Origin of the sequence: Flavobacterium circumlabens, assembly GCF_004345565.1 — a bacterium.
In the GTDB taxonomy this organism is placed as follows: Bacteria; Bacteroidota; Bacteroidia; order Flavobacteriales; family Flavobacteriaceae; genus Flavobacterium; species Flavobacterium circumlabens.
On the sequence record NZ_SLWA01000004.1, the window covers coordinates 182,194 to 203,294 of the forward strand.

The 21,101-nt window shown below is 35.9% G+C and carries 22 protein-coding genes; 11 read left to right on the forward strand and 11 right to left on the reverse strand.

All coding sequences use genetic code 11. From position 1 onward, the window contains the following. Window positions 1-85: 85 nt before the first annotated feature. Together EV142_RS11925 and EV142_RS11930 are read left to right on the forward strand one after the other, a co-directional pair. Complete coding sequence (locus tag EV142_RS11925; RefSeq protein ID WP_132035989.1) at window positions 86-916, forward strand: alpha/beta hydrolase; 831 nt, start codon at window positions 86-88, stop codon at window positions 914-916. A gap of 17 nt (window positions 917-933) precedes the next feature. Then, window positions 934-1,485: an RBBP9/YdeN family alpha/beta hydrolase gene (locus tag EV142_RS11930; protein WP_132035991.1), complete on the forward strand. Its 552-nt coding sequence runs from the start codon at window positions 934-936 to the stop codon at window positions 1,483-1,485. Window positions 1,486-1,616: 131 nt separating this feature from the next. Here EV142_RS11930 and EV142_RS11935 read toward each other — a convergent pair whose 3' ends face one another. Continuing rightward, window positions 1,617-1,952, reverse strand: a complete 336-nt coding sequence (locus tag EV142_RS11935) for a tRNA-binding protein (RefSeq protein WP_132035993.1) — start codon at window positions 1,950-1,952, stop codon at window positions 1,617-1,619. Between the two features lie 131 nt (window positions 1,953-2,083). Here EV142_RS11935 and EV142_RS11940 point away from each other — a divergent pair, with 131 nt between their 5' ends. Both EV142_RS11940 and EV142_RS11945 read left to right on the forward strand, forming a co-directional pair. After that, a complete protein-coding gene (locus EV142_RS11940; protein WP_132035995.1) occupies window positions 2,084-2,977 on the forward strand; it encodes an alpha/beta fold hydrolase in 894 nt (297 codons plus the stop codon). Window positions 2,978-3,106: 129 nt separating this feature from the next. After that, on the forward strand, window positions 3,107-3,661 hold the full coding sequence (locus EV142_RS11945) for a thioredoxin family protein (protein ID WP_132035997.1): 555 nt from the start codon (window positions 3,107-3,109) through the stop codon (window positions 3,659-3,661). Window positions 3,662-3,782: 121 nt separating this feature from the next. Here EV142_RS11945 and EV142_RS11950 read toward each other — a convergent pair whose 3' ends face one another. The 10 genes from EV142_RS11950 to EV142_RS11995 form a co-directional block, all read right to left on the reverse strand. Further along, a complete protein-coding gene (locus EV142_RS11950) occupies window positions 3,783-4,100 on the reverse strand; it encodes a c-type cytochrome (RefSeq protein ID WP_132035999.1) in 318 nt (105 codons plus the stop codon). Between the two features lie 92 nt (window positions 4,101-4,192). Then, window positions 4,193-5,125 (reverse strand): peptidylprolyl isomerase, encoded by a 933-nt coding sequence (locus EV142_RS11955; protein ID WP_132036001.1) that lies wholly within the window; start codon window positions 5,123-5,125, stop codon window positions 4,193-4,195. Window positions 5,126-5,192: 67 nt separating this feature from the next. Continuing rightward, window positions 5,193-6,344: an MFS transporter gene (locus EV142_RS11960; protein WP_238698707.1), complete on the reverse strand. Its 1,152-nt coding sequence runs from the start codon at window positions 6,342-6,344 to the stop codon at window positions 5,193-5,195. Window positions 6,345-6,487: 143 nt separating this feature from the next. Next, window positions 6,488-6,838, reverse strand: a complete 351-nt coding sequence (locus tag EV142_RS11965) for a cupin domain-containing protein (RefSeq protein ID WP_132036005.1) — start codon at window positions 6,836-6,838, stop codon at window positions 6,488-6,490. Between the two features lie 11 nt (window positions 6,839-6,849). Beyond that, on the reverse strand, window positions 6,850-7,395 hold the full coding sequence (locus EV142_RS11970) for an NADPH-dependent FMN reductase (RefSeq protein WP_132036007.1): 546 nt from the start codon (window positions 7,393-7,395) through the stop codon (window positions 6,850-6,852). A gap of 6 nt (window positions 7,396-7,401) precedes the next feature. Next, the gene (locus EV142_RS11975; RefSeq protein WP_132036009.1) at window positions 7,402-8,100 is read right to left on the reverse strand and encodes an aspartate/glutamate racemase family protein; all 699 of its coding nucleotides are present in this window, start codon (window positions 8,098-8,100) and stop codon (window positions 7,402-7,404) included. Between the two features lie 22 nt (window positions 8,101-8,122). After that, entirely contained in the window at window positions 8,123-8,713 is a 591-nt protein-coding gene (locus EV142_RS11980) for a DUF7010 family protein (protein WP_132036011.1), read from the reverse strand. A gap of 22 nt (window positions 8,714-8,735) precedes the next feature. Next, entirely contained in the window at window positions 8,736-9,614 is an 879-nt protein-coding gene (locus EV142_RS11985; RefSeq protein WP_132036013.1) for a sugar phosphate isomerase/epimerase family protein, read from the reverse strand. A gap of 36 nt (window positions 9,615-9,650) precedes the next feature. Further along, on the reverse strand, window positions 9,651-10,115 hold the full coding sequence (locus EV142_RS11990; RefSeq protein WP_132036015.1) for a nuclear transport factor 2 family protein: 465 nt from the start codon (window positions 10,113-10,115) through the stop codon (window positions 9,651-9,653). Between the two features lie 76 nt (window positions 10,116-10,191). Then, the gene (locus EV142_RS11995; protein WP_132036017.1) at window positions 10,192-10,554 is read right to left on the reverse strand and encodes a hypothetical protein; all 363 of its coding nucleotides are present in this window, start codon (window positions 10,552-10,554) and stop codon (window positions 10,192-10,194) included. A gap of 251 nt (window positions 10,555-10,805) precedes the next feature. Here EV142_RS11995 and trmD point away from each other — a divergent pair, with 251 nt between their 5' ends. The 7 genes from trmD (at window position 10,806) to EV142_RS12030 (ending at window position 21,029) form a co-directional block, all read left to right on the forward strand. Further along, window positions 10,806-11,489 (forward strand): tRNA (guanosine(37)-N1)-methyltransferase TrmD, encoded by a 684-nt coding sequence (gene trmD, locus EV142_RS12000; RefSeq protein ID WP_132036019.1) that lies wholly within the window; start codon window positions 10,806-10,808, stop codon window positions 11,487-11,489. 219 nt (window positions 11,490-11,708) lie between these two features. After that, window positions 11,709-12,059, forward strand: a complete 351-nt coding sequence (rplS, locus tag EV142_RS12005) for a 50S ribosomal protein L19 (RefSeq protein WP_132036021.1) — start codon at window positions 11,709-11,711, stop codon at window positions 12,057-12,059. A gap of 281 nt (window positions 12,060-12,340) precedes the next feature. Next, a complete protein-coding gene (locus EV142_RS12010) occupies window positions 12,341-14,563 on the forward strand; it encodes an NADP-dependent isocitrate dehydrogenase (protein ID WP_132036023.1) in 2,223 nt (740 codons plus the stop codon). Between the two features lie 132 nt (window positions 14,564-14,695). Continuing rightward, window positions 14,696-17,077, forward strand: coding sequence for a TonB-dependent receptor (locus tag EV142_RS12015; protein ID WP_132036025.1), 2,382 nt, complete (start codon window positions 14,696-14,698; stop codon window positions 17,075-17,077). 36 nt (window positions 17,078-17,113) lie between these two features. Further along, window positions 17,114-17,935, forward strand: coding sequence for a DUF4249 domain-containing protein (locus EV142_RS12020; protein WP_132036027.1), 822 nt, complete (start codon window positions 17,114-17,116; stop codon window positions 17,933-17,935). Window positions 17,936-17,953: 18 nt separating this feature from the next. Further along, window positions 17,954-18,394: a DinB family protein gene (locus EV142_RS12025; protein ID WP_132036029.1), complete on the forward strand. Its 441-nt coding sequence runs from the start codon at window positions 17,954-17,956 to the stop codon at window positions 18,392-18,394. A gap of 94 nt (window positions 18,395-18,488) precedes the next feature. Continuing rightward, entirely contained in the window at window positions 18,489-21,029 is a 2,541-nt protein-coding gene (locus tag EV142_RS12030; RefSeq protein WP_132036031.1) for a T9SS type A sorting domain-containing protein, read from the forward strand. Window positions 21,030-21,101 lie beyond the last annotated feature (72 nt).

Below are 21,101 nucleotides of genomic sequence, written 5' to 3' on the forward strand. Positions count from 1 at the left end.
TTTTATATATTTAAGTTTAGATTTTAGACCATTCAATTTTTAAAACCTTCCTAAAACCACCATTGCTGGTTAATACGTTATAAAAATGAAAAAAATACTTCTTTTATTTAGTTTCTTCTTAATTGCAGCTTCTTCTTTTGCTCAAAAATTAGAATATGAGACCAGATCGAATATTCAATATTATAATTCAGCCGCCATTAAAGCTGACGCTTATAGTAATGAACGTTGCGTATTAGACATTTATTATCCTAAGAACAGTAAAAATTTTGCTACTATAGTCTGGTTGCATGGAGGAGGGCTGACGGGAGGAAACAAGGAAATTCCCGAAGCCCTTAAAAATAAAGGTTTCGCTGTTATTGGCGTAAATTATAGATTATCCCCAAAAGTAAAAGCTGCAAAAGCTATAGAAGATGCCTCTGCTGCTGTTGCCTGGACCTTTAACAACATTGCTAGTTATGGAGGAAATCCGTCTCTTATTTTCGTCTCCGGGCATTCTGCAGGAGGTTATCTAGCGGCAATGATTGGCCTGGACAAAAAATGGCTGCAAAAAGAAAGTATTGATGCTAATAAAATAGCAGGACTTATTCCGTTTAGCGCGCAATGCATCACTCATTTTGAAATCAGGAGAGAAAACGGAATTCCGGATACACAGCCCACAATTGATGCTTTTGCACCGCTTTTTCATGTTCGCGCTGATGCTCCGCCTTTACTATTAATAACCGGGGATCGCGAGCTCGAAATGTTAGGCCGATATGAGGAAAATGCTTATTTGGCACGCATGATGAAACTTGCCGGACATAAACAAACCCAACTTTTTGAGCTGGACGGCTATGGTCACGGAATGACTGAACCCGCTTTTCCGTTACTATTAAATGAAGTAAACCGAATTATAAAAGAGCACCAAAAAATAAACTAAACTTAAAATCCACGGCAATGGAAATAAATTTATTAATACTACCGGGACTAGGAAACTCAGGCGAAAAACACTGGCAAACTTTCTGGCATGAAAAATTTAAAAACTCAAAAAGAATTATTCAGGATAATTGGGAGGAGCCTGTCAAAACAGAATGGCTCGAAAGATTAAACGAAGAAATCTCTAAATTAGACGGTCCGACTATTCTTGTGGCACACAGTTTAGCTGTTTCTTTGGTTTTACACTGGGCAGCTTTACATACAAACAAAAATATTGTCGGCGCTTTATTGGTTGCTCCTGCCGATGTAGATTCACCTCAACATACTCCGGAATCCATTCGCAATTTTTCTCCTATGCCGACTCTTAAATTGCCCTTTCCATCGATTGTTGTAGCAAGTGAAAACGATCCCTACGCATCATTCGAGAGAAAACAATATTTTGCAGCCATGTGGGGAAGCGATTTCATCAATGTGGGACAGCAAGGACACATCAACTCGGATTCAGATTTAAAGTACTGGGAAGAAGGACAGTTGATTTTACAACAATTAGTTGCAAAGATTAATGCCGTTTAAAGGAGTTTTCAGTTTTCAGTCGCAGTTTTCAGTCTCTGTTTGTGTCTGTAAACTGTGTCTGTAAACTGTGTCTGAAAACTGCGACTGTAAACTGTGACTGAGACTGTAACTGTAAACTGAGACTGTAAAAACTACCCAATCCTCAACCCATTCTCTATTTTAAAATCGGGGGCTAATAAAATAACATCTCCCTCCTCGCCTACAGCACCTAAAACCAGGCATTCGCTCATGAATCTGCCGATTTGCTTCTTAGGGAAGTTGACAACAGCAACGATTTGTCGGTTTAGTAAATCTTCTTTTTGATAGCGTTTCGTAATTTGTGCCGATGATTTACGGATGCCAATTTGGGAACCAAAATCAATCGTAAGCTGATAGGCCGGTTTTCTGGCTTCCGGAAAATCATTTACTTCCAGTATTGTCCCGACACGCATGTCGGTTCTTTCAAATTCATTCCAGGTTAAATCCATAGTGTCTTTCGGTTGATTATTACAAACCTATTAATTTTGTAAGTATTACTACTAATTCTATAACCATTTTTTTAGCGTAGCTTCTACTTTTACAATAGAAATTAGCATGCTAACGTTAAAAAAGAAAAAAAATGGAAAATAATATCATCAACTCAACACTTTCTGAGAAAAATTTTGAGTCCAATCTAAAACAAATTCACACCGACAAATATATAGAAACAGCCCAAAACGTAAGACTATATGTAAAAGATTATGGTCAGGGTAAACCTGTAATTCTTATTCACGGGTGGCCGCTTTCGAATGAAATGTGGGAATATCAAATCGAGTTCCTTGTTCAGAACGGGTTCAGAGTAATAGCCTATGACCGTCGTGGATTTGGTAAGTCGTCACAACCCTGGGATGGTTACGATTACGATACCTTATCAGATGATTTACAGGAAATTATTGAACAATTGGAATTAACAGATACTACACTTGTCGGTTTCTCGATGGGCGGTGGTGAAGTAGTTCGTTATTTTAGCCGTCATGGTGGAAAAGGAGTTACAAAAGCCGCTTTGATTTCCTCTGTTGTGCCTTTTTTACTAAAGACTAATGATAATCCTGACGGGCATCCGAGAGAAAAAAGTGAAACTACCGCAAATGCTATTAAGGAAGACAGAATTGCTTTTATCGATAATTTCGGAAAAACGTTTTTTGGCGTAAACATTATCAACAAGCCTTTAAGCACACCTTTATTGGAATATTACAGAAACCTTTGTTCGGTTGCGTCTCCCAGAGCAACTTTAAAATGTGCAGAATCTTTTTCATTTACTGATTTCAGGGATGAATTGAATTTTGTAAAGGTTCCGACCTTAATTATTCATGGGGATGATGACAAAATAGTTCCAATTGAACTGACGTCAAAAAAAGCCGCTGAAGGTATTCGTGACAATACTTACATTGTTTATGAAGGTGCGCCACACGGATTATTCTACACCGAAAGAGAAAAACTAAACAAAGATTTACTGAATTTCTTAAATTCATAATCTGCATATAAAAATATCCAAAGAGTATTTAAGGAAATCCTGAACTCTTTGGATATTTTTTTTTTAATACTATAGTGCTTTTATTTAAGGAATATTAAGGTTATTTTTGAGGAATAAATTCTCTTTAAAATGGCACAAACTCCTTCAAACATGTTGGCTCTTGGAACTATGGCTCCGGAATTCAGGCTAAAAGACACGAATTCTAATGATGCCTTTTCGTTTGAAGATTTGAAAGGATCAAAAGGAACGCTTGTCGTTTTTATATGCAACCATTGTCCTTATGTACTTCATGTTATCAATGAAATTGTGATGATTGCAAATGATTATCGTGTACAGGGAATTGGAGTGATTGCCATTTCGAGCAATGATATTGAAAAATTCCCTCAGGATTCACCGGAAATGATGACTGAATTTGCTTTCCGCAACAAAATAGATTTTCCGTATTTGTTTGATGAAACTCAGGAAGTAGCCAAAGCTTTTGATGCTGCCTGTACTCCGGATTTCTTTTTGTTTGATAACAGAGATCGTTTATTTTACAGAGGACAACTGGATAATTCAAGACCCAATAACGGAATTCCACTAAGCGGAAGTGATTTACGCAGCGCGATAGATGCGCTTATTTACAACAGGTCCTTAAAAGACCCTCAAAAACCAAGTGTTGGCTGTAATATCAAATGGAAATAAGTTTTTGAGCTATACACGAATAAAATACTTTAAACACCTCATCTTTATGAAGGTGTTTTTTTTTATACTTCAAGATAAAAAAAAAAGCATCCCGATTAAGAATGCTTCCTTTGATTTTTTTTTACAATTGCGAATTAATATAATTCGTAATCGATGTCATTTGTACAGCATCCAAATGTGCTTTTTTGCCCATTCTCACAAGAATTGGCGTCCATTCTTCCTGACTAAATTTTTTCGGCTCAAACAATTCGTGGCATTTTGCACAATTGTTTGAGTACAAATTTTGACCCTCTGCAAGTTCAGGAGTCAGTGTTACAGCTTTAGCACTTTCAGTTGGTGGGGTGGCTGGCTCAGCTGCTGCAACCGGAGCTGTCTTTTGAGTACCACAGGAAACTACAAATAAAGCTAGCGCTGCAAGAGTTATAATTTTTGATTTCATCAGGTATATTTTTGAAGTAAATATAAAAAAAATCCCATTCGGCAAGCGAATGGGATTCTTTATTTAAGACAATTTAGAAGTTGTCTAATTACTTATTTTACTTCCATTAATTCAACGTCAAAAATCAAAGTTGCATTTGGTGGAATAACTCCTCCTGCACCGGCAGATCCGTAAGCTAAATGAGAAGGAATAACAAAACGGGCTTTGTCTCCAACCTGCAATAAAGCAATACCTTCATCCCATCCTTCAATAACCTGACCCTGACCTAATCTGAATTCGATTGGTTTTTTACGTGGGTAAGAAGAATCAAAAACTTTTCCGGTTTCTAAAGATCCTTCGTAATGAACTGCAACTGTTTTACCTGCTTCAGCTCTTTTACCATCTCCTTTTTGAATCATTTTGTAACGTAAACCACTTTCTGTTTTATCAAAACCAGCAGCAAGTTGTTCCATTTTAGCTTCAGCTGCAGCTTTTTCATCAGCATCACGTTTTGCACGGGAACCTTCAAAAACTCTGAAAGCTTCAACAGCATTCCACTTTTCAGCTTCTTCTCCTACTCTTACAATTTCTAAAGTTTCAAGAGCATCTCCCTGAGCAATTGCATCAACGATGTCCTGTCCTTCTACTACGTGACCGAAAACGGTATGTTTTCCGTCTAACCATGAAGTTGGAACGTGTGTAATATAAAATTGAGATCCGTTTGTTCCTACACCGGAATTAGCCATTGCTAATACTCCCGGACGATCATGTTTTAAACTTGGATGAAATTCATCATCAAATTTGTAACCAGGACCACCTGTTCCTGTTCCCTGAGGACAACCTCCCTGAACCATGAAATCAGGAATTACACGGTGAAATGATAATCCGTCGTAATATTTGTTTCCTTGTGGTTTAATTTTATTTTCTAAGTTTCCTTCAGCCAGTCCTACGAAGTTACCCACTGTTCCCGGTGTTAAATCGTGTGCCAATTTTACTAAAATCGACCCTTTGCTGGTATTGAATTTAGCGTATATTCCGTTTTCCATTGTTGTTATTTTTAATTTGAATGCAAATTTACAAATTAATTTTATATCAATTTGTGCTTTCTATTGTTTAATCCGATCCCGAAGCGTCGGGACGGGATGATTTATAAGTAAGTCCGTAAACTAGTAATGCTAATAGGGCCAGAATTGCACAGCCAATTGTAACAGCATGCCATCCGCCTAACTTCCATAGTAATAATCCGTAGGCAGATCCTGCCGCAGTTCCTAAAAAGCTAAACGACATAAATACAGTATTAAGCCTGTTTCTGGCTTCCGGTAAAAGCGAATATACTCTGGTTTGGTTGGAGATATGCACCCCCTGAATTCCGATGTCGATAAAAACAATACCGATAATTATTCCGATTACATTTTCGATTGAAAAGTAAAAAACGATAAAACTAATTAACATCAATAAACAGCCGTAACCAACCGCAACCCTTGGATTTCCTTTATCGCCCATTCTGCCCACCAACGGCGCTGCCAAAGCTCCTGAAGCGCCTACAATTCCAAAAAGGCCAATAGTAGCACTATTGAAATTAAAAGACTGTCCGGAAAGCAGCAAAACCATCGTCGTCCAGAAAGCACCAAACTGTGCAAAACAAAAAACATTTATTAATGTAGCTTCACGCAGAACAGGCTGGGTTTTAATCAATGTAAAAAGTGATTTTATCAACTGACCGTAGGAACCCTGAAATTGAGGTTTATTGACCGGGAATTTTTTCTGAATAGCAAAAAATATCAAAAGACAGATTCCGGCAGCGATCCAAAACATAGATCTCCATCCAAAAAGCTGACCGATAAATCCGCTTAGCGTTCTGGAAAGTAAAATTCCCACCAGCAAACCACTCATAATCGTTCCTACTACTTTCCCACGTTGTTCCGGCGCTGTTAATGAAGCTGCCAGAGGTAAAATAAGCTGAGGCACTATCGAAGTAATTCCTAAAAGCAATGAGGCAATTTGTAGTATAAAAAAACTTTTGGCCGTAGCGGCGATAATTAAAGCAATTACCGAGGCAAAAGTGGTCATCAGAATTTGTTTTTTACGCTCGATTTTGTCTCCAAGCGGTACCATAAAAAACAAACCAATTGCGTAACCTGCCTGAGTAAGATAAGTTATCGTTCCGGCATTGGCTTCCGGAATTTTAAATTCGTTGGCAATTAAAACAATTAGGGGTTGGCAGTAATACAGATTTGCAACTATAAGTCCAGTGCAGGCTGCCATAAATAAGACATTCGTTTTGGATAGATTCATTTTACAAAAATACTATTCTAATTGTAACCTAAACTTAAAAAAAAGTATAATTTTTCCTGAAGTTATGGTCAAAACAGTTGTTTATTTTATATATTCTATTGCCATTCAAAACTTTACAGTTTCAAAAAATCTTCACGCATCGGACTGAAAACATCTGTCAAAGTACCGCTTTCCAGACATAACACACCGTGAATCGCATGGGGCGGAATATAAAAACTGTCTCCTTCTTTTAAAGTCTCTGTCATTCCACTGATCGTAACATCAAATTTGCCACTCGAAATATAAGTGACCTGCGTATGATAATGCTCGTGCAAAACACCAATCGCCCCTTTTTCAAAATGAACATTTACCAGCATGGCCTGATCATTATAAGCCAGAATTTTTCGTTTAATGCCTTCTCCAACCACTTCCCACTCTATTTCATCCCCTTTTATAAATTCCTTACTTGTCCCTGAACTTTGCATATTCTTTTATTTTAATTTAACTCCTCGATTTCCTCTTCAAAATTCCGAATGAATGCTACAAGATTATGCAGTGTTTTTTCATCCGTAATCGTTCCGTCAGTCCCTAATTTTCCTCTTATGCCTTGTATCAAAAGCTGTGTTTGATCCGTGAATCCGGCTTCAATAGTTGTCATAATTAGTCCTAATTGTTCGTGTCCTTTTTCTCCCGATGCCGAAGCGGTAATCAAACCCACTTTTTTACTGGAAAAAACCGTTGTTGAAACACACCATTCCAACGCATTTTTCAGGCTTCCCGGTAAACTGAAAACATATTCGGGCGTGCAGATTACTACTCCGGCTGCCGCATCAATTTTATTTCTAAACTGAGTGACTGCCTCAGGTGGATTTTCAGTATCTAAATCAGGATTAAAATGAGGTATATTTTCCAAATCTTCGAATATCTCAACTTCAAACTCCTTATTTATGTTTTTAGAAATGAATTCCAGAATTTTAAAATTACTGGAATTCATTCTTGTACTTCCTGAAATAGCCAGTATCTTTTTCTTTTGATTTGTCATTGTGATTTATTCTGCTGAAACAGCAAAATGTACTGCTGCTTCTGAATGAATTTTGGTGGTATCAAAAACCGGAACCGACACATCTTCCTGACTTATTAGCAACGGAATTTCGGTACAGCCCAAAATAATTCCTTCAGCGCCATTCTCAATTAGTTTTTCAATAATAGAAAGATAAGCTCTTTTGGTTTGTTCTTTTATGATTCCGCGTCCTAATTCTTCCTTTAAGGTCTGTTGAATAAAATCTCTTTCGTCCTGAAGAAAAGGAACAATGGCTTCTATATTATTTTCTGCGAGTTTTTTAAAGTAAAAGTCCATTTCCATCGTGAATTTTGTACCCAATAAACCCACCTTTTTTAAACCTTGTTTATTAATTGCGTTCGCCGTAGCTGTTGCCACGTGAATAATAGGCAGGTTAATTTCCTGTTCCAGCTGGTCCGAAACCGCATGGGCCGTATTAGCACATAAGACGATTGCATCAGCACCACTTTTTTCCAGACTTTTGCAGGCGTTTAAAAGTAATTCGAAAGTCGCCTCCCAGTTTCCATTGGTATTATTTCTTTGAAAGTCATCAAAATTCAAAGAATAAATAATGCATTCTGCAAAATTAAGCCCTCCTAATTTTTCGTTGATTCCTTCATTTATAAATCGATAATAATCAATTGTCGAAACCCAGCTGATTCCACCAACAAGTCCTAGTTTTTTCATATTTCTGTTCTCCGTTACGAGTTTATTTTACATTATTCCGGATTGCTTTCTGACCGCTTACTATCATTTTTACACCATAGCCAATAGTTGAAACGGCACAGCAAATACTAATGATTGCATTGGCAAAATTTACAGTTGTTATTTTTTGAATTATCACATAAAGCCCTATTATTGCAACTGTCGAAGTCCAGATTCCCATGTAATAATCGAACTTCCTTTTGAATAACTTCCCTAAAGGAAAAAAGTGCAGCCCCACAATTAAAGCAAAAAACGGAATAAATAATTCATTGTGATTGATATTCACTAATATATTTTTTGCTAAAAAGATTCCTAGTCCTTCTAAACCAAAAATCCACAGAAAACGTTTGTCTTTTTGCTCTTCTTCCTGCGTTTGGGTTTCGATAGCATCCGGTACTGTTTTTTGAAATTTTGTAAAACGGACGTAAAAAAACAAAAAGACTAAAATTACCAGACCAATTAATACTCCAACAATCCTGTTGTCTTTATTTTCTAAATAATACTCGGCAATTAAAGTCCATATTACTGTATTTATAATCATAAAAAACAATCCTCCAATTGCTTTTTCCACCTCTTTTTTTACGTTTAGTTCCATTAAATTTGATACTTAAATTTGATTATTTACGGATTAGGTTATTCGAAATGAAAACGCAGCTTGTTTTTATGGAATCAAAGGAATTAATAGCAAAATTGTTCTCCTGTTCTACAAAAAAGTGTTCCATTCCGGCAAGTTTTGCTTCCTTAAAAATGGATTTAAAATCGATTGATCCGGAACCCACTTCCGCATTCAGGGCCGGTTTAAGTTTATCCATGTCTTTTACATGCCACAATTTAAAACGCCCTGGATTTTCTTTGAATATGTGCAACGGATCTTTCCCGGCACGCACGACCCAATATAAATCCATTTCAAAATACACCAGATCCTTATCGGTTTCCTTCAATAAAATTTCGTAGCCTGTAACTCCGTTATGATCTTCAAATTCAAAATCATGATTATGATACGCTAATTTCAAACCTGCATCCTGACACATTTTCCCGGCTTCGTTTAAGCGACCGGCAATTTTTTTGTAATCTTCGCTGTTTTTTCTAAAAGGCGGATCTATCCATGGAATGGTGAGATATTCACTTTTTAAAATTCTTGCAGCAGCAATTGCGGCTTTAAGTTCAGCTGTGTCTCCATCAGACAGAAAAGAGCCTATCCCATAATGCCCACTTACTGCTTTTAAGTGGTTTGTGTCCAGTATTTTTTTCAACTCAGCCGGTGACAATCCCCAAAACTGATCCTTAATCGAAAAACCGTACGTCTCCACAGTTGTAAATCCGGCTGAAGACACTTTCTCTAATGTCGCTTTTATATCTTTCGGAATTTCTTCACGCAAAGTATACAATTGCAGACCAATTTCTTTTTTGTTCATAGTAAAAGCGAATGACGGCACAGCCAAAACCGCCGCAGTAGCCAGGCTGCTCTTGATTATAAAAGTACGTCTGGAAGTCATTTGTTGTTTTTCTACATTAATAAAGTAAAACTAACTTTATTTATTAGATTTTGAATCATCGAAATTATCAAAATAGGTAAAATCTTTCGTTATTTTTCCGTTCTCGATGGTGAAAATGGTACAAATTGGCAGCTTAAATTTCGAACCGTCCGCAGCTGTTCCGGTTGATACAAATTCGACAATGATGTGTTTCTCATCTGAAGGATAGATATTAATAATTTCATCATGCAGGTCCGGAAAAACATCCTGAAGCGAGACGTATTTATCTATCGTTTGTTTACGGGTCTGTGTAATCATTTCTTTTCCGAATGAAGGATCTTTAAAATCCGATATTGGAGCATACATCTCTGCCAGTTCTTTCCATTGGTGTTTATTGAAATACTCAAAATATTGTTTTACTATTTTTTCTTTTTCTGTTGGATCTAAATTTGGCGGTTTTACCTCATTATTGCAGGAAACAACTAATACCGCTGCGATTAATACTAAAAATATTTTTTTCATAATTTCAGGATTTAGAGAATTTTATATCTTATCCCTAAATTAAATAAAAAAAGAAATCATTTTACAGAAGATTTTTTTATTTGGCACTAATTGCATTAGTTCCTTTTAATAAGCTGGCATCAATTTGCTGCGGTGGAAAATTTTGCTTTTCATTTCTCAGGTAGGTCACTTTTCCTTCGTTATTTACATATACATACAGGTATTCCCAGTTGTTTGAAGCATGCATTGGAGATCCGTTCGTATTATCTGCTTTTTTATAGACCTGATCGGCATAAATAAGTATTTCTCCATCAGCATTCTGTAATGTCCGAACAGGAGGCCCTAAAGTCTTAATGAAAATTTGTTTTGTCTTTCCGACCCAGCTATCCATGGATTTTTTAGTACTTGTACATGCTGCGTTAATCAACAACATAACAATCAATATGTAGTGCTTTTTCATGAGGATTCTGATTTGTTAGTGGTCTGATAATTTTCTTACGTAAAAGTAAGTTTTTTTACCGAACAAAAAGCACAACACAATGTTTATCAGTATGTTATTTTTTTTTATTTAAAAAACAATTCTCACAAAATAAATACTTTCTGTTACATCCCAAAACGAATATTTATTGCATTATTTACTCAATCATTAAATCTTTAAAATTCCCAATATTTACTTTGTATCTTTGCCGCTTACATTATTGAAGAGAAAAAATGCGAATTGACATCATAACGATTTTGCCGGAATTATTAAGAAGCCCCTTTGAGGCTTCGATTATGAAACGTGCTATTGACAAAGGCTTAGTAGAAGTTCATTTTCATAATTTAAGGGATTACACGACCAACAAACAAAAAAGTGTCGACGATTATCCGTTTGGCGGTGGCGCCGGAATGGTAATGACCGTACAGCCAATCGATGCGTGTATTACACATTTAAAAAGTGAGCGCGAGTACGACGAAATCATTTATATGTCACCTGACGGAGAAACGCTGAATCAGAAAATGGCCAACACCATGTCGATGTATGAAAATATCATCATTTTATGCGGTCACTATAAAGGTGTGGACCAAAGAGTCCGGGATCATTTTATTACCAAAGAAATCTCGATTGGAGATTATGTTTTATCCGGCGGCGAATTAGGTGCTTTGGTTTTATCAGATGCACTAATCCGATTAATTCCGGGTGTTCTAAGCGATGAAACCTCAGCATTGACGGATAGTTTTCAGGATAATTTACTTTCAGGACCTATATACACAAGACCCGCAGACTATAAAGGATGGAAAGTTCCTGAAGTTTTAACCAGCGGCCACTTTGCCAAAATTGATAAATGGCGCGAGGATATGGCGTACGAACATACAAAGAACAGACGTCCGGATTTGCTTGAAGGACAGGAGTAGTTTTCAGTCGCAGTTCGCAGTGTAGAAACGTAAAAACTGAGACTGAGACTGAGAACTGAGAACTGCGCCTTAACATCCCTTTTATCAACAACTTAAAATAATTTATAATTTACAATTTATAATTCATAATTATTTTCTACATTTGCACCCGAATTAGACTAACCTCTGGCGAGATCCGTGAATGTTGCTCTATTATAAAAAACCATAATTAAAGATATCATGGCAGATTTAATGAAATTCGTTCAAACCGAATTAGTTGAGAAAAAAGATTTCCCTGTTTTTGGAGCTGGAGACACTATCACAGTTTACTACGAAATTAAAGAGGGTGAAAAAACAAGAACTCAGTTTTTTAAAGGAGTTGTTATTCAAAGAAGAGGTTCTGGTAACACAGAAACTTTTACTATTCGTAAAATGTCTGGTGCTATCGGAGTTGAGCGTATCTTCCCGGTAAACTTACCAGCTTTACAGAAAATTGAAATCAACAAAAAAGGAGCTGTTCGTAGAGCTAGAATTTTCTACTTCAGAGAACTTACTGGTAAAAAAGCTAAGATTAAAGATAAAAGAAGATAATCATTTATCTCTTTGTTATAAAAAACTCGTTTCAGATAATTTGAAACGAGTTTTTTTTTATGCCTGTTTTTTAAAATATTAAAACTGTAATTTTTTAATATCAAAATCACCGATTTGATAATTAAACGGGTCCGAAATAACAATCTGATAATTTCGGTATTTCTCGGCAAAACTACACCGTTTTCGGACTGATTTTATTATATTTGCTCCGCTCATTCTGAGCCGACTATACCTTTTACATCGCCATTCCCTGACGATACGATTATAAAAAAAAAAAAAAAATGACACAGAATTCAAAAATTTTTTACACCTTAACTGATGAGGCGCCTCTATTAGCGACTTACTCTTTATTACCTATTGTTCAAGCTTTTACTGCTACAGCTGGTATTGCTATTGAAACCAGAGATATCTCTTTGGCAGGTAGAATTTTATCTAATTTCCCGGAGGTTCTTACAGATGCTCAAAAAACCGGAGATGCATTAGCAGAATTGGGTCAGTTAGCGACACAACCTGAAGCTAATATCATCAAATTACCAAACATTTCAGCATCAGTACCACAATTAAAGGCAGCAATCGCTGAATTGCAATCTCACGGATACAATATCCCTAATTTCCCGGAAGATCCTCAAAATGATGCTGAAAAAGAAATTAAAGCAAAATATGCCAAGGTTTTAGGTTCTGCCGTAAATCCTGTTTTACGTGAAGGAAACTCAGATCGTAGAGCTCCAAGAGCCGTTAAGAATTTTGCAAAAGCAAATCCACACTCGATGGGTGCCTGGTCTGCTGATTCAAAAACTAAGGTAGCTTCAATGCCAAATGGTGATTTCTACGGAAGTGAAAAATCACTTACTGTAAATGAAGCTAATGATGTAAAAATCGAATTCATAGCAAAAGACGGTACAACAACTGTTTTAAAAGCAAGTACGCCATTAAAAGCAGGAGAAATTATTGACAGCTCTGTTTTAAGTGTAAAAAAATTAAAATCTTTTGCTGCTGAAGCGATCGCTGATGCAAAAAAAGAAGGACTTTTACTTTCTGTGCATTTAAAAGCTACCATGATGAAAGTTTCAGATCCAATTATCTTTGGCGCTATAGTTGAAGTTTATTTTGCTGATCTTTTCAAAAAATATGAAACCTTATTCACTGAATTAAACATCGACACCAGAAATGGTTTAGGTGATATCTATGCAAAAATTGCAGGAAGACCTGAACAGGCTGAAGTTGAAGCTGACATTACGAAAGCAATCGAAAATGGTCCAGCTTTAGCAATGGTAAATTCTGAAAAAGGAATTACAAACTTACACGTTCCTTCTGATGTTATTGTTGATGCTTCTATGCCGGCAATGATTCGTACTTCCGGACAGATGTACAACAAAGAAGGAAAACAACAAGATACGATCGCTGTTATCCCGGATCGTGCCTATTCGGGTATTTATACTGCAACTATCGATTTCTGTAAAAAACACGGTGCTTTTGATCCTAAAACAATGGGAAGTGTTCCTAACGTAGGTTTGATGGCTCAAAAAGCAGAAGAGTACGGATCTCACGACAAAACTTTCCAAGTGAAAGCTGATGGTGTTGTTCGTGTTACAGATAACAAAGGAACTGTTCTTATGGAACAAAACGTTGAAGCTAATGACATTTTCAGAATGTGTCAGGCAAAAGATGCTCCTATTCAGGACTGGGTTAAACTGGCTGTAAACAGAGCGCGTTTATCGGATACTCCTGCTGTTTTCTGGTTAGATGAAAACAGAGCACACGATAGAGAATTAATCGTAAAAGTTGAAAAATACCTTAAAGATTACAATACAGTAAACTTAGATATCCGAATCTTAAATCCTGTTGCTGCAACTGAATTTACTTTAGACAGAATCATCAAAGGTTTAGATACGATCTCTGTAACAGGAAATGTTTTACGTGATTATTTAACTGATTTATTCCCGATTTTAGAATTAGGAACTTCGGCTAAAATGCTTTCTATCGTTCCGTTGATGAATGGTGGCGGATTGTTCGAAACGGGTGCAGGAGGTTCTGCTCCAAAACACGTGGAGCAATTTACAGAAGAAGGTTATTTACGTTGGGATTCATTAGGAGAGTTTTTAGCGCTTGGTGCTTCATTAGAACATTTAGGACAAACTTTAGACAATTCTAAAGCCATTATTTTGTCTGAAACTTTAGATCAGGCAAACGATAAATTCCTGGCAAATGATAAATCTCCGGCTCGTAAAGTAGGACAAATTGACAACCGTGGTTCTCATTTCTACCTTGCTTTCTATTGGGCTCAGGCTTTGGCTGCTCAAAATAAAGATGCTGAATTAAAAGCAATTTTTACTCCGATCGCTGCTCAATTTGAAGCGAATGAAGCTAAAATTAACGAGGAATTAATCGGTGCTCAGGGAAAACCACAAACTCTTGGCGGTTACTATCAGCCGACTCCTGAGTTAATGAGCAAAGCAATGCGTCCTAGTGCGACATTCAATACAATTCTTGCTGAAATAAAATAGTACAATTACATATACTATCCATATCTAAAAGGCAGCCTTAATCGGTTGCCTTTTTTCTTAACTAATGTTTAACAATCGTTCCGAGGTAATATTTCGTAAGAATTCCTAACTATGTAATTCAAAACCAATACAATGATTTCAAAAAATAGCTTCATATTTCTTATCATTATTTTATCTTCATTTGCATCCTTCTCTCAGGAAAAATTTACACTAAGCGGCACTATAACGGATAATAAAAACAATGAGACCTTAATTGGTGTCAATATTTACATTCCATCCTTAAAAATAGGAACTACAACCAATGAATATGGTTTTTATTCGCTAACTGCTCCTGCCGGAGAACAACAAATTGAAATAAGTTATGTTGGCTACCAACCCATTCAGAAAACAATAAATTTAAATCAGAATATTAAAAATAATTTCGCCCTAAACGAAGGCGGCGAAGAACTTCAGGAAGTGGTAATTACAGACAATAAAGGCAAAGCCAACATTAAATCTCCTGAAATGAGTACCAATAAACTCTCTATTGCAGCCATCAAAAAAATGCCGGTGGTTTTGGGTGAAGTAGATGTTTTAAAATCAATTTTATTATTGCCTGGTGTGACAAATGCAGGCGAAGGTGCCTCCGGATTTAACGTCCGTGGTGGTGGTGCCGATCAGAATTTAATTTTATTAGACGAAGCCACTATCTTTAATTCTTCTCACGTATTTGGTTTCTTCTCTGTTTTTAATCCCGATGCCATTAAAGATTTAAAATTGTACAAAGGCGGAATTCCTGCCCGTTACGGAGGGAGAGCTTCTTCTGTTTTAGATATTTATCAGAAAGATGGAAGCAGCAAGGATTTTCATATGAATGGCGGAATCGGATTAATCTCAAGCCGGCTTCTTGCCGAAGGGCCGCTGGTAAAAGACAAAGGTTCCTTTTTGATTGGAGGAAGAGCTTCCTATGCCCATTTGTTTTTAAAATTATCCGAAGACAACAAAGATAATGCGGCCTATTTTTATGATCTAAACACCAAATTAAGTTATAAAGTAAACGACAATAATAGTTTATACTTATCAGGATATTTTGGCCGTGATGTCTTTAGCATCAACAAAAGTTTCTCTAATACTTACGGAAACGCAACCCTGAACCTGCGTTGGAATCACTTGTTTTCTGATAAATTATTCTCCAACCTATCCCTGATTTACAGCGACTATTATTACGGACTGGATCTGGATTTTGTGGGTTTCAAATGGGATTCCGGCATCAAAAATTACAATATCAAATACGATTTCAAACATTATATTTCAGACAAATTCAAACTCAATTACGGATTAAGCGGTATTTATTACGAATTCAATCCCGGAACGATCAAACCAACCGGAGAGGTTTCCGGAATTAATCCGGATCAGTTAGATAAAAAATATGCTTTTGAACCTTCTGTCTATCTGGATGCCGAAAGTCAGCTTTCAAAAAAAATAACCGTTTCCTACGGATTGCGTTATAGTTTATTTTATCGTCTGGGCGCTTCTACGATTAACTATTATGCCAATAATAATCCGGTCGTTTTTAATACCAGCACAGAGATCTACGAAAAAGGCAAGCCAACTTCAACAGCCTATTTTGGTAAAAACAAAGTAATTCAGGATTATAATAATTTGGAACCGAGGTTTGCTATTTCTTATCAATTAAATGACGACCAGTCTATTAAAGCGAGCTACAACCGAATGGCGCAATATCTTCAGCTAATTTCGAATACCTCATCGCCTACTCCGCTTGACGTATGGATGCCCAGTGACAAATACATAAAACCGCAAATTGCAGATCAGGTCGCGCTGGGGTATTTTAGAAATATCAACAACGGGGCTTATTCTGTCGAAGTAGAAACTTATTACAAAGAAATTCAAAACAGACTGGATTATATTGACGGTGCCGATTTAATTGCCAATGAGGCTATCGAACAGGTAATTCTAAACGGGCAAATGAGAGCGTATGGTCTGGAAATTATGTTTAAGAAAAATGAAGGCAAATTTAACGGATGGATTTCGTATACGCTGTCAAAATCAGAACAGCAAACGCCTGGAAGAACGCCGGAAGAAACCGGAATCAACAACGGGCAATGGTACAGTTCAGCTTATGATAAAACACATAATCTAGCCATCACCTCTGCCTACACCTTAAACGATAAATGGTCGTTTGGAGCTAATTTTGCGTTACAATCAGGACAGCCGGTCACCTATCCGAATTCGCAATATGAATATTTGGGAATTAAAGTTCCAAACTACGGATTAAGGAATGAAAATCGTCTCCCTGCCTATCACCATTTAGACATCTCAGCCACATTAACTTCAAGAAAAAATAAAAACAGAAATTGGAAAGGCGAATGGGTTTTCAGCATTTACAACTTGTACAATCGCCAAAATGCAGCTTCAATCAATTTCAGGCAAAATGTTGACAGCGGAGCAAATGAAGCCGTACAGACGTCCATTTTCGGAATTGTTCCTGCCGTTAGTTATAATTTTAAATTTTAAAAAACTCTTCCGTAAAAAGAAAGCAAAAGATATATCATGAAAAAAGCAACCGTATTAATCGTATTTTTTATAGCAATCTTCTTTACAAGCTGTGAAGAAGTTGTTGATGTCGATCTGGATACTGCTCCTCCAAAATTGGTTATTGAAGCAGCAATCAACTGGAGAAAAGGAACAAACGGGGCACAGCAATCCATCAAATTAACCACCACTACGGGTTATTTTGAAAATCAGATTCCTGTTGTTTCCGGTGCATCCGTTTTTATAAAAAACAGTGAAAACGAACAATTCAATTTTATCGAAGTTTCCAAGACCGGACGTTATGTCTGCAATAATTTCAAACCTGTAATTAACGAGCAATATACCTTGACCGTCGTTACTAACGGCACAAACTATACGGCAACTGAAACTATGAAATCCGTAGCTCCGATTACCCGAATAGAACAAAACAACGAAGGCGGTTTTACCGGAAAAGATATCGAAGTCAAAGCCTTTTATAATGATCCGGGAAATGAAGATAATTTCTATTTATTTAAATATACCTATTCCAGTAAAGTGACTTCTACGTTTTATGCCTCTGAGGATAAATTTTACCAGGGAAACGAAATTTTCAGCAGCTCCGATGATGAGGATTTAAAAGCGGGCGATCAAATTGAAATCATACATTACGGAATCTCCGAACAATATTATAATTATATGAATATTTTAGTGAGTATTGCAGGAAACAATGTTGGCGGGCCCTTTCAGTCGCCTCCCGCGACCGTAAAAGGCAATATTATCAACACTTCCGATAAATCAAATTATCCGCTGGGTTATTTTTCACTGAGCGAAATTGATGTCAAAAAATATATAATCGAATAATAAACAGAAATCAGAGTTATGCTAATCGAAACCCTAAAATCACTTTTTGACCGTGATCTTACCAAATTAAAACTGGAGATTGAATCGTATCAAAATGAAACCCAAATCTGGGCAATTGACAAAAACATTTCCAATTCAGCCGGAAATCTTTGCCTGCACCTTATCGGAAACATCAATACTTATATTGGAGCAGAAATTGGAAAAACCGGTTATATCAGAAATCGTGAACTTGAATTTTCATTAAAAGACATTCCGAAAACCGAATTGATTCAAAAAATTGAGAATACCATATCGGTAGTAAATACAGCATTAGATAAGCTGACCCCAGCCGATTTAGAAGCTATTTATCCCTTAGTTGTTTTCGAAAAAGAAATGACGACCGGTTTTTTTCTGGTCCATCTTTCGACGCATTTAGCCTATCATTTAGGGCAAATCAATTATCACAGAAGATTGTTATAGCTTAAAATATTACTACGAAAAATAATAAGAAACAAATGCTTTTTTATACATGGAAATAAAATATTAACAATATATTTGATACAAAAAATCCTTTATGAAAAAACACTACTTATTATTAATTCTTTTTTTAATGTCATTATGCAGCAATGCACAAGTTTCTTCAGATATTGACCCGGATTTTGACATGAAAGATGATCTTCCCAATATCACTTTGTTCAGTAAAGATTTTGCTTTACAGCCTGATGGAAAAATAGTTTTAGTAGGGAATTCCTGTTCTTATAAATTGTACAATGACAAAAATGAAGTAAAAGGAAACAATATTTTGAGGTTAAATAAAGATTTGTCTCTTGATGAAACGTTCAAAACTGGTTTAGGATTTAGTTCTTCACCATCAGGTCTTGCGATACAACCTGACGGAAAAATTCTGGTTAGCGGTTCTTTTACAACTTATGACGGTAAGCCGATAGCCAAAATAATTAGGTTAAATGCTGACGGCTCCATTGACAATACATTTAATCTTTCTGATAAAGGATTCAATGCATTTACGATTACAATTATACGCTCTATAAAAATACAACCGGATGGAAAAATATTAATATCAGGAGTTTTCGATGTTTCCATCTATCAAAAATTCTATGGCCGCAATATGTTGCGTTTAAATGCTGACGGTAGTGTGGATAAAACTTTTCAACCAGGCTCTGGTTACCCTTATGATATTTTCAAATTTGAACTACACACTGATGGCAAAATAGTAAGAGTATATCAGAATACGTACAACAAAGAAACAAGTTATAGAATTGACCGGTTAAATTCTGATGGCACTATAGATTCAGGATTTACTGCTATAGAAGGATTTGGCGGAATTTGTTCTGCAAATACTGTTGGATATAATAGCATGTATGATTGCAAATTAGCCATTCAAAAAGATGGTAAAATATTATTTGGCGGTTGCTACACTACATTTAAATATATTGGAACCAGCGGCTTTATGAGATTCAACACCGATGGATCGAAAGATTTATCATTTAAATACGTTGTGCCCGGATTCCCAATGGCAACAGTAAAAGATTTTATTTTTCTTACTAATGATAAAATACTAAAAAGTGATTTGACGCTCATTAATAATGATGGTTCTATTGATAATACAATTGTTGCAAAATTAGACGCAAATTCAAATTCAAATAAAATTCTATTGTGTCCGGATAATAAATTATTAATTTGTACTGAGAATATTGTAAACTTTACAGGAGGAAGTACTTATTTTAATAGATTTGTTAAATTAGATTTAACTACTTCTGAAATTAACGCAAAAGAACAACCAACTACTTTTTATGGAGGAAATGACATTTTAGAAAAGCCAAATGGTGATATTCTTGTCCTGGGAAATAGTAAAACTGCTTTTAATACAAAATATCATGATGGCATAAAATTGCTAAGCAAAAATGGCAAGCTTTCTAAAAATAAAAATTTATACCAAAACGTATTTACATCATCCAAAAGCGAAAAAAACACATTCAGAAAAGGAATTGTTCAGCCAGATGGCAAAGTTATCTTATATAAAATTGAATCTACAGGCTTAAGTGTTTTGGTTCGATACAATGATGATTTTACAATAGATACCTCTTTTTCGGCCCCTCTTTATATTGGACGAATATACAATCTAATATTACTGGCTGACGGAAAAATCTTAGTTACTTCAGACAATCAGGAGAGTCTTATAAGATTAAATAGCGATGGCTCGAAAGATCTTACCTTCGCTTCAACCAAAGGATTTGACAATCTCTGCTACACTTCAGCAGTGCAGAAAGATGGAAAAATAATTGTGGCCGGTAATTTTACTTCTTTTAATGAAATAAAAACCAATCGAATTGCCAGATTTAATAGTGACGGAACATTTGACAATACTTTCCATCCTGATGAAAATCTAACCGGATTTATCTACACCACAGGCCTACAATCTGATGGAAAAATCATAATCGCGGGACAACTAAATTTTAATGCTATAACAGAAAAGGCTTGTGTCCTAAAACGCTTAAATATTGATGGTTCTACAGATGAGTCATTTACTCAATATAATTCTACTTATGTGGCGCATCTTGTAAGAGGTATGGAAATACAGTCCAATGATCAAATTATTCTTTTCACTAATCGAAACAGTACTACTGATTATCAGATAAATGATTTTAAACGATTAGAAAAAAATGGAGAAATAGACAACACATTTGATTCAGGTGAAGGCTTTGATGGTAACATCAGTGCCATTAAAATTCAAAAAGACGGAAAACTTTTGGTGACAGGGAGTTTTGTAAAATATAAAAGCAGCTGGTCTAATGGAACAGTCCGTTTACTTGGTACTAAAAGCACATTGGATACACCCGATTATTTCTTAAACAAAGGCAATTCAAATTTTGTTTTATTTCCTAACCCAGTTAAAGATGTACTGAACATTTCATCAGATGAAAATCAATCTATAAAATCAATACAAATTTATAATACACTTGGACAATCTGTACTAGATACCAAAAACATAAAAACGTTCTCAAACATCAATGTTTCAGAATTAAACAAAGGGATTTACTTTGTCAAAATAAATTCAGACAAAGGAACAGTAACAAATAAATTTTTAAAAAATTAGCAAAATGCTCTCTTAGTTGAGGGCATTTTTTTTATCCTTTATTCCTATATTTCTACAAAATCTCCTTTGCAA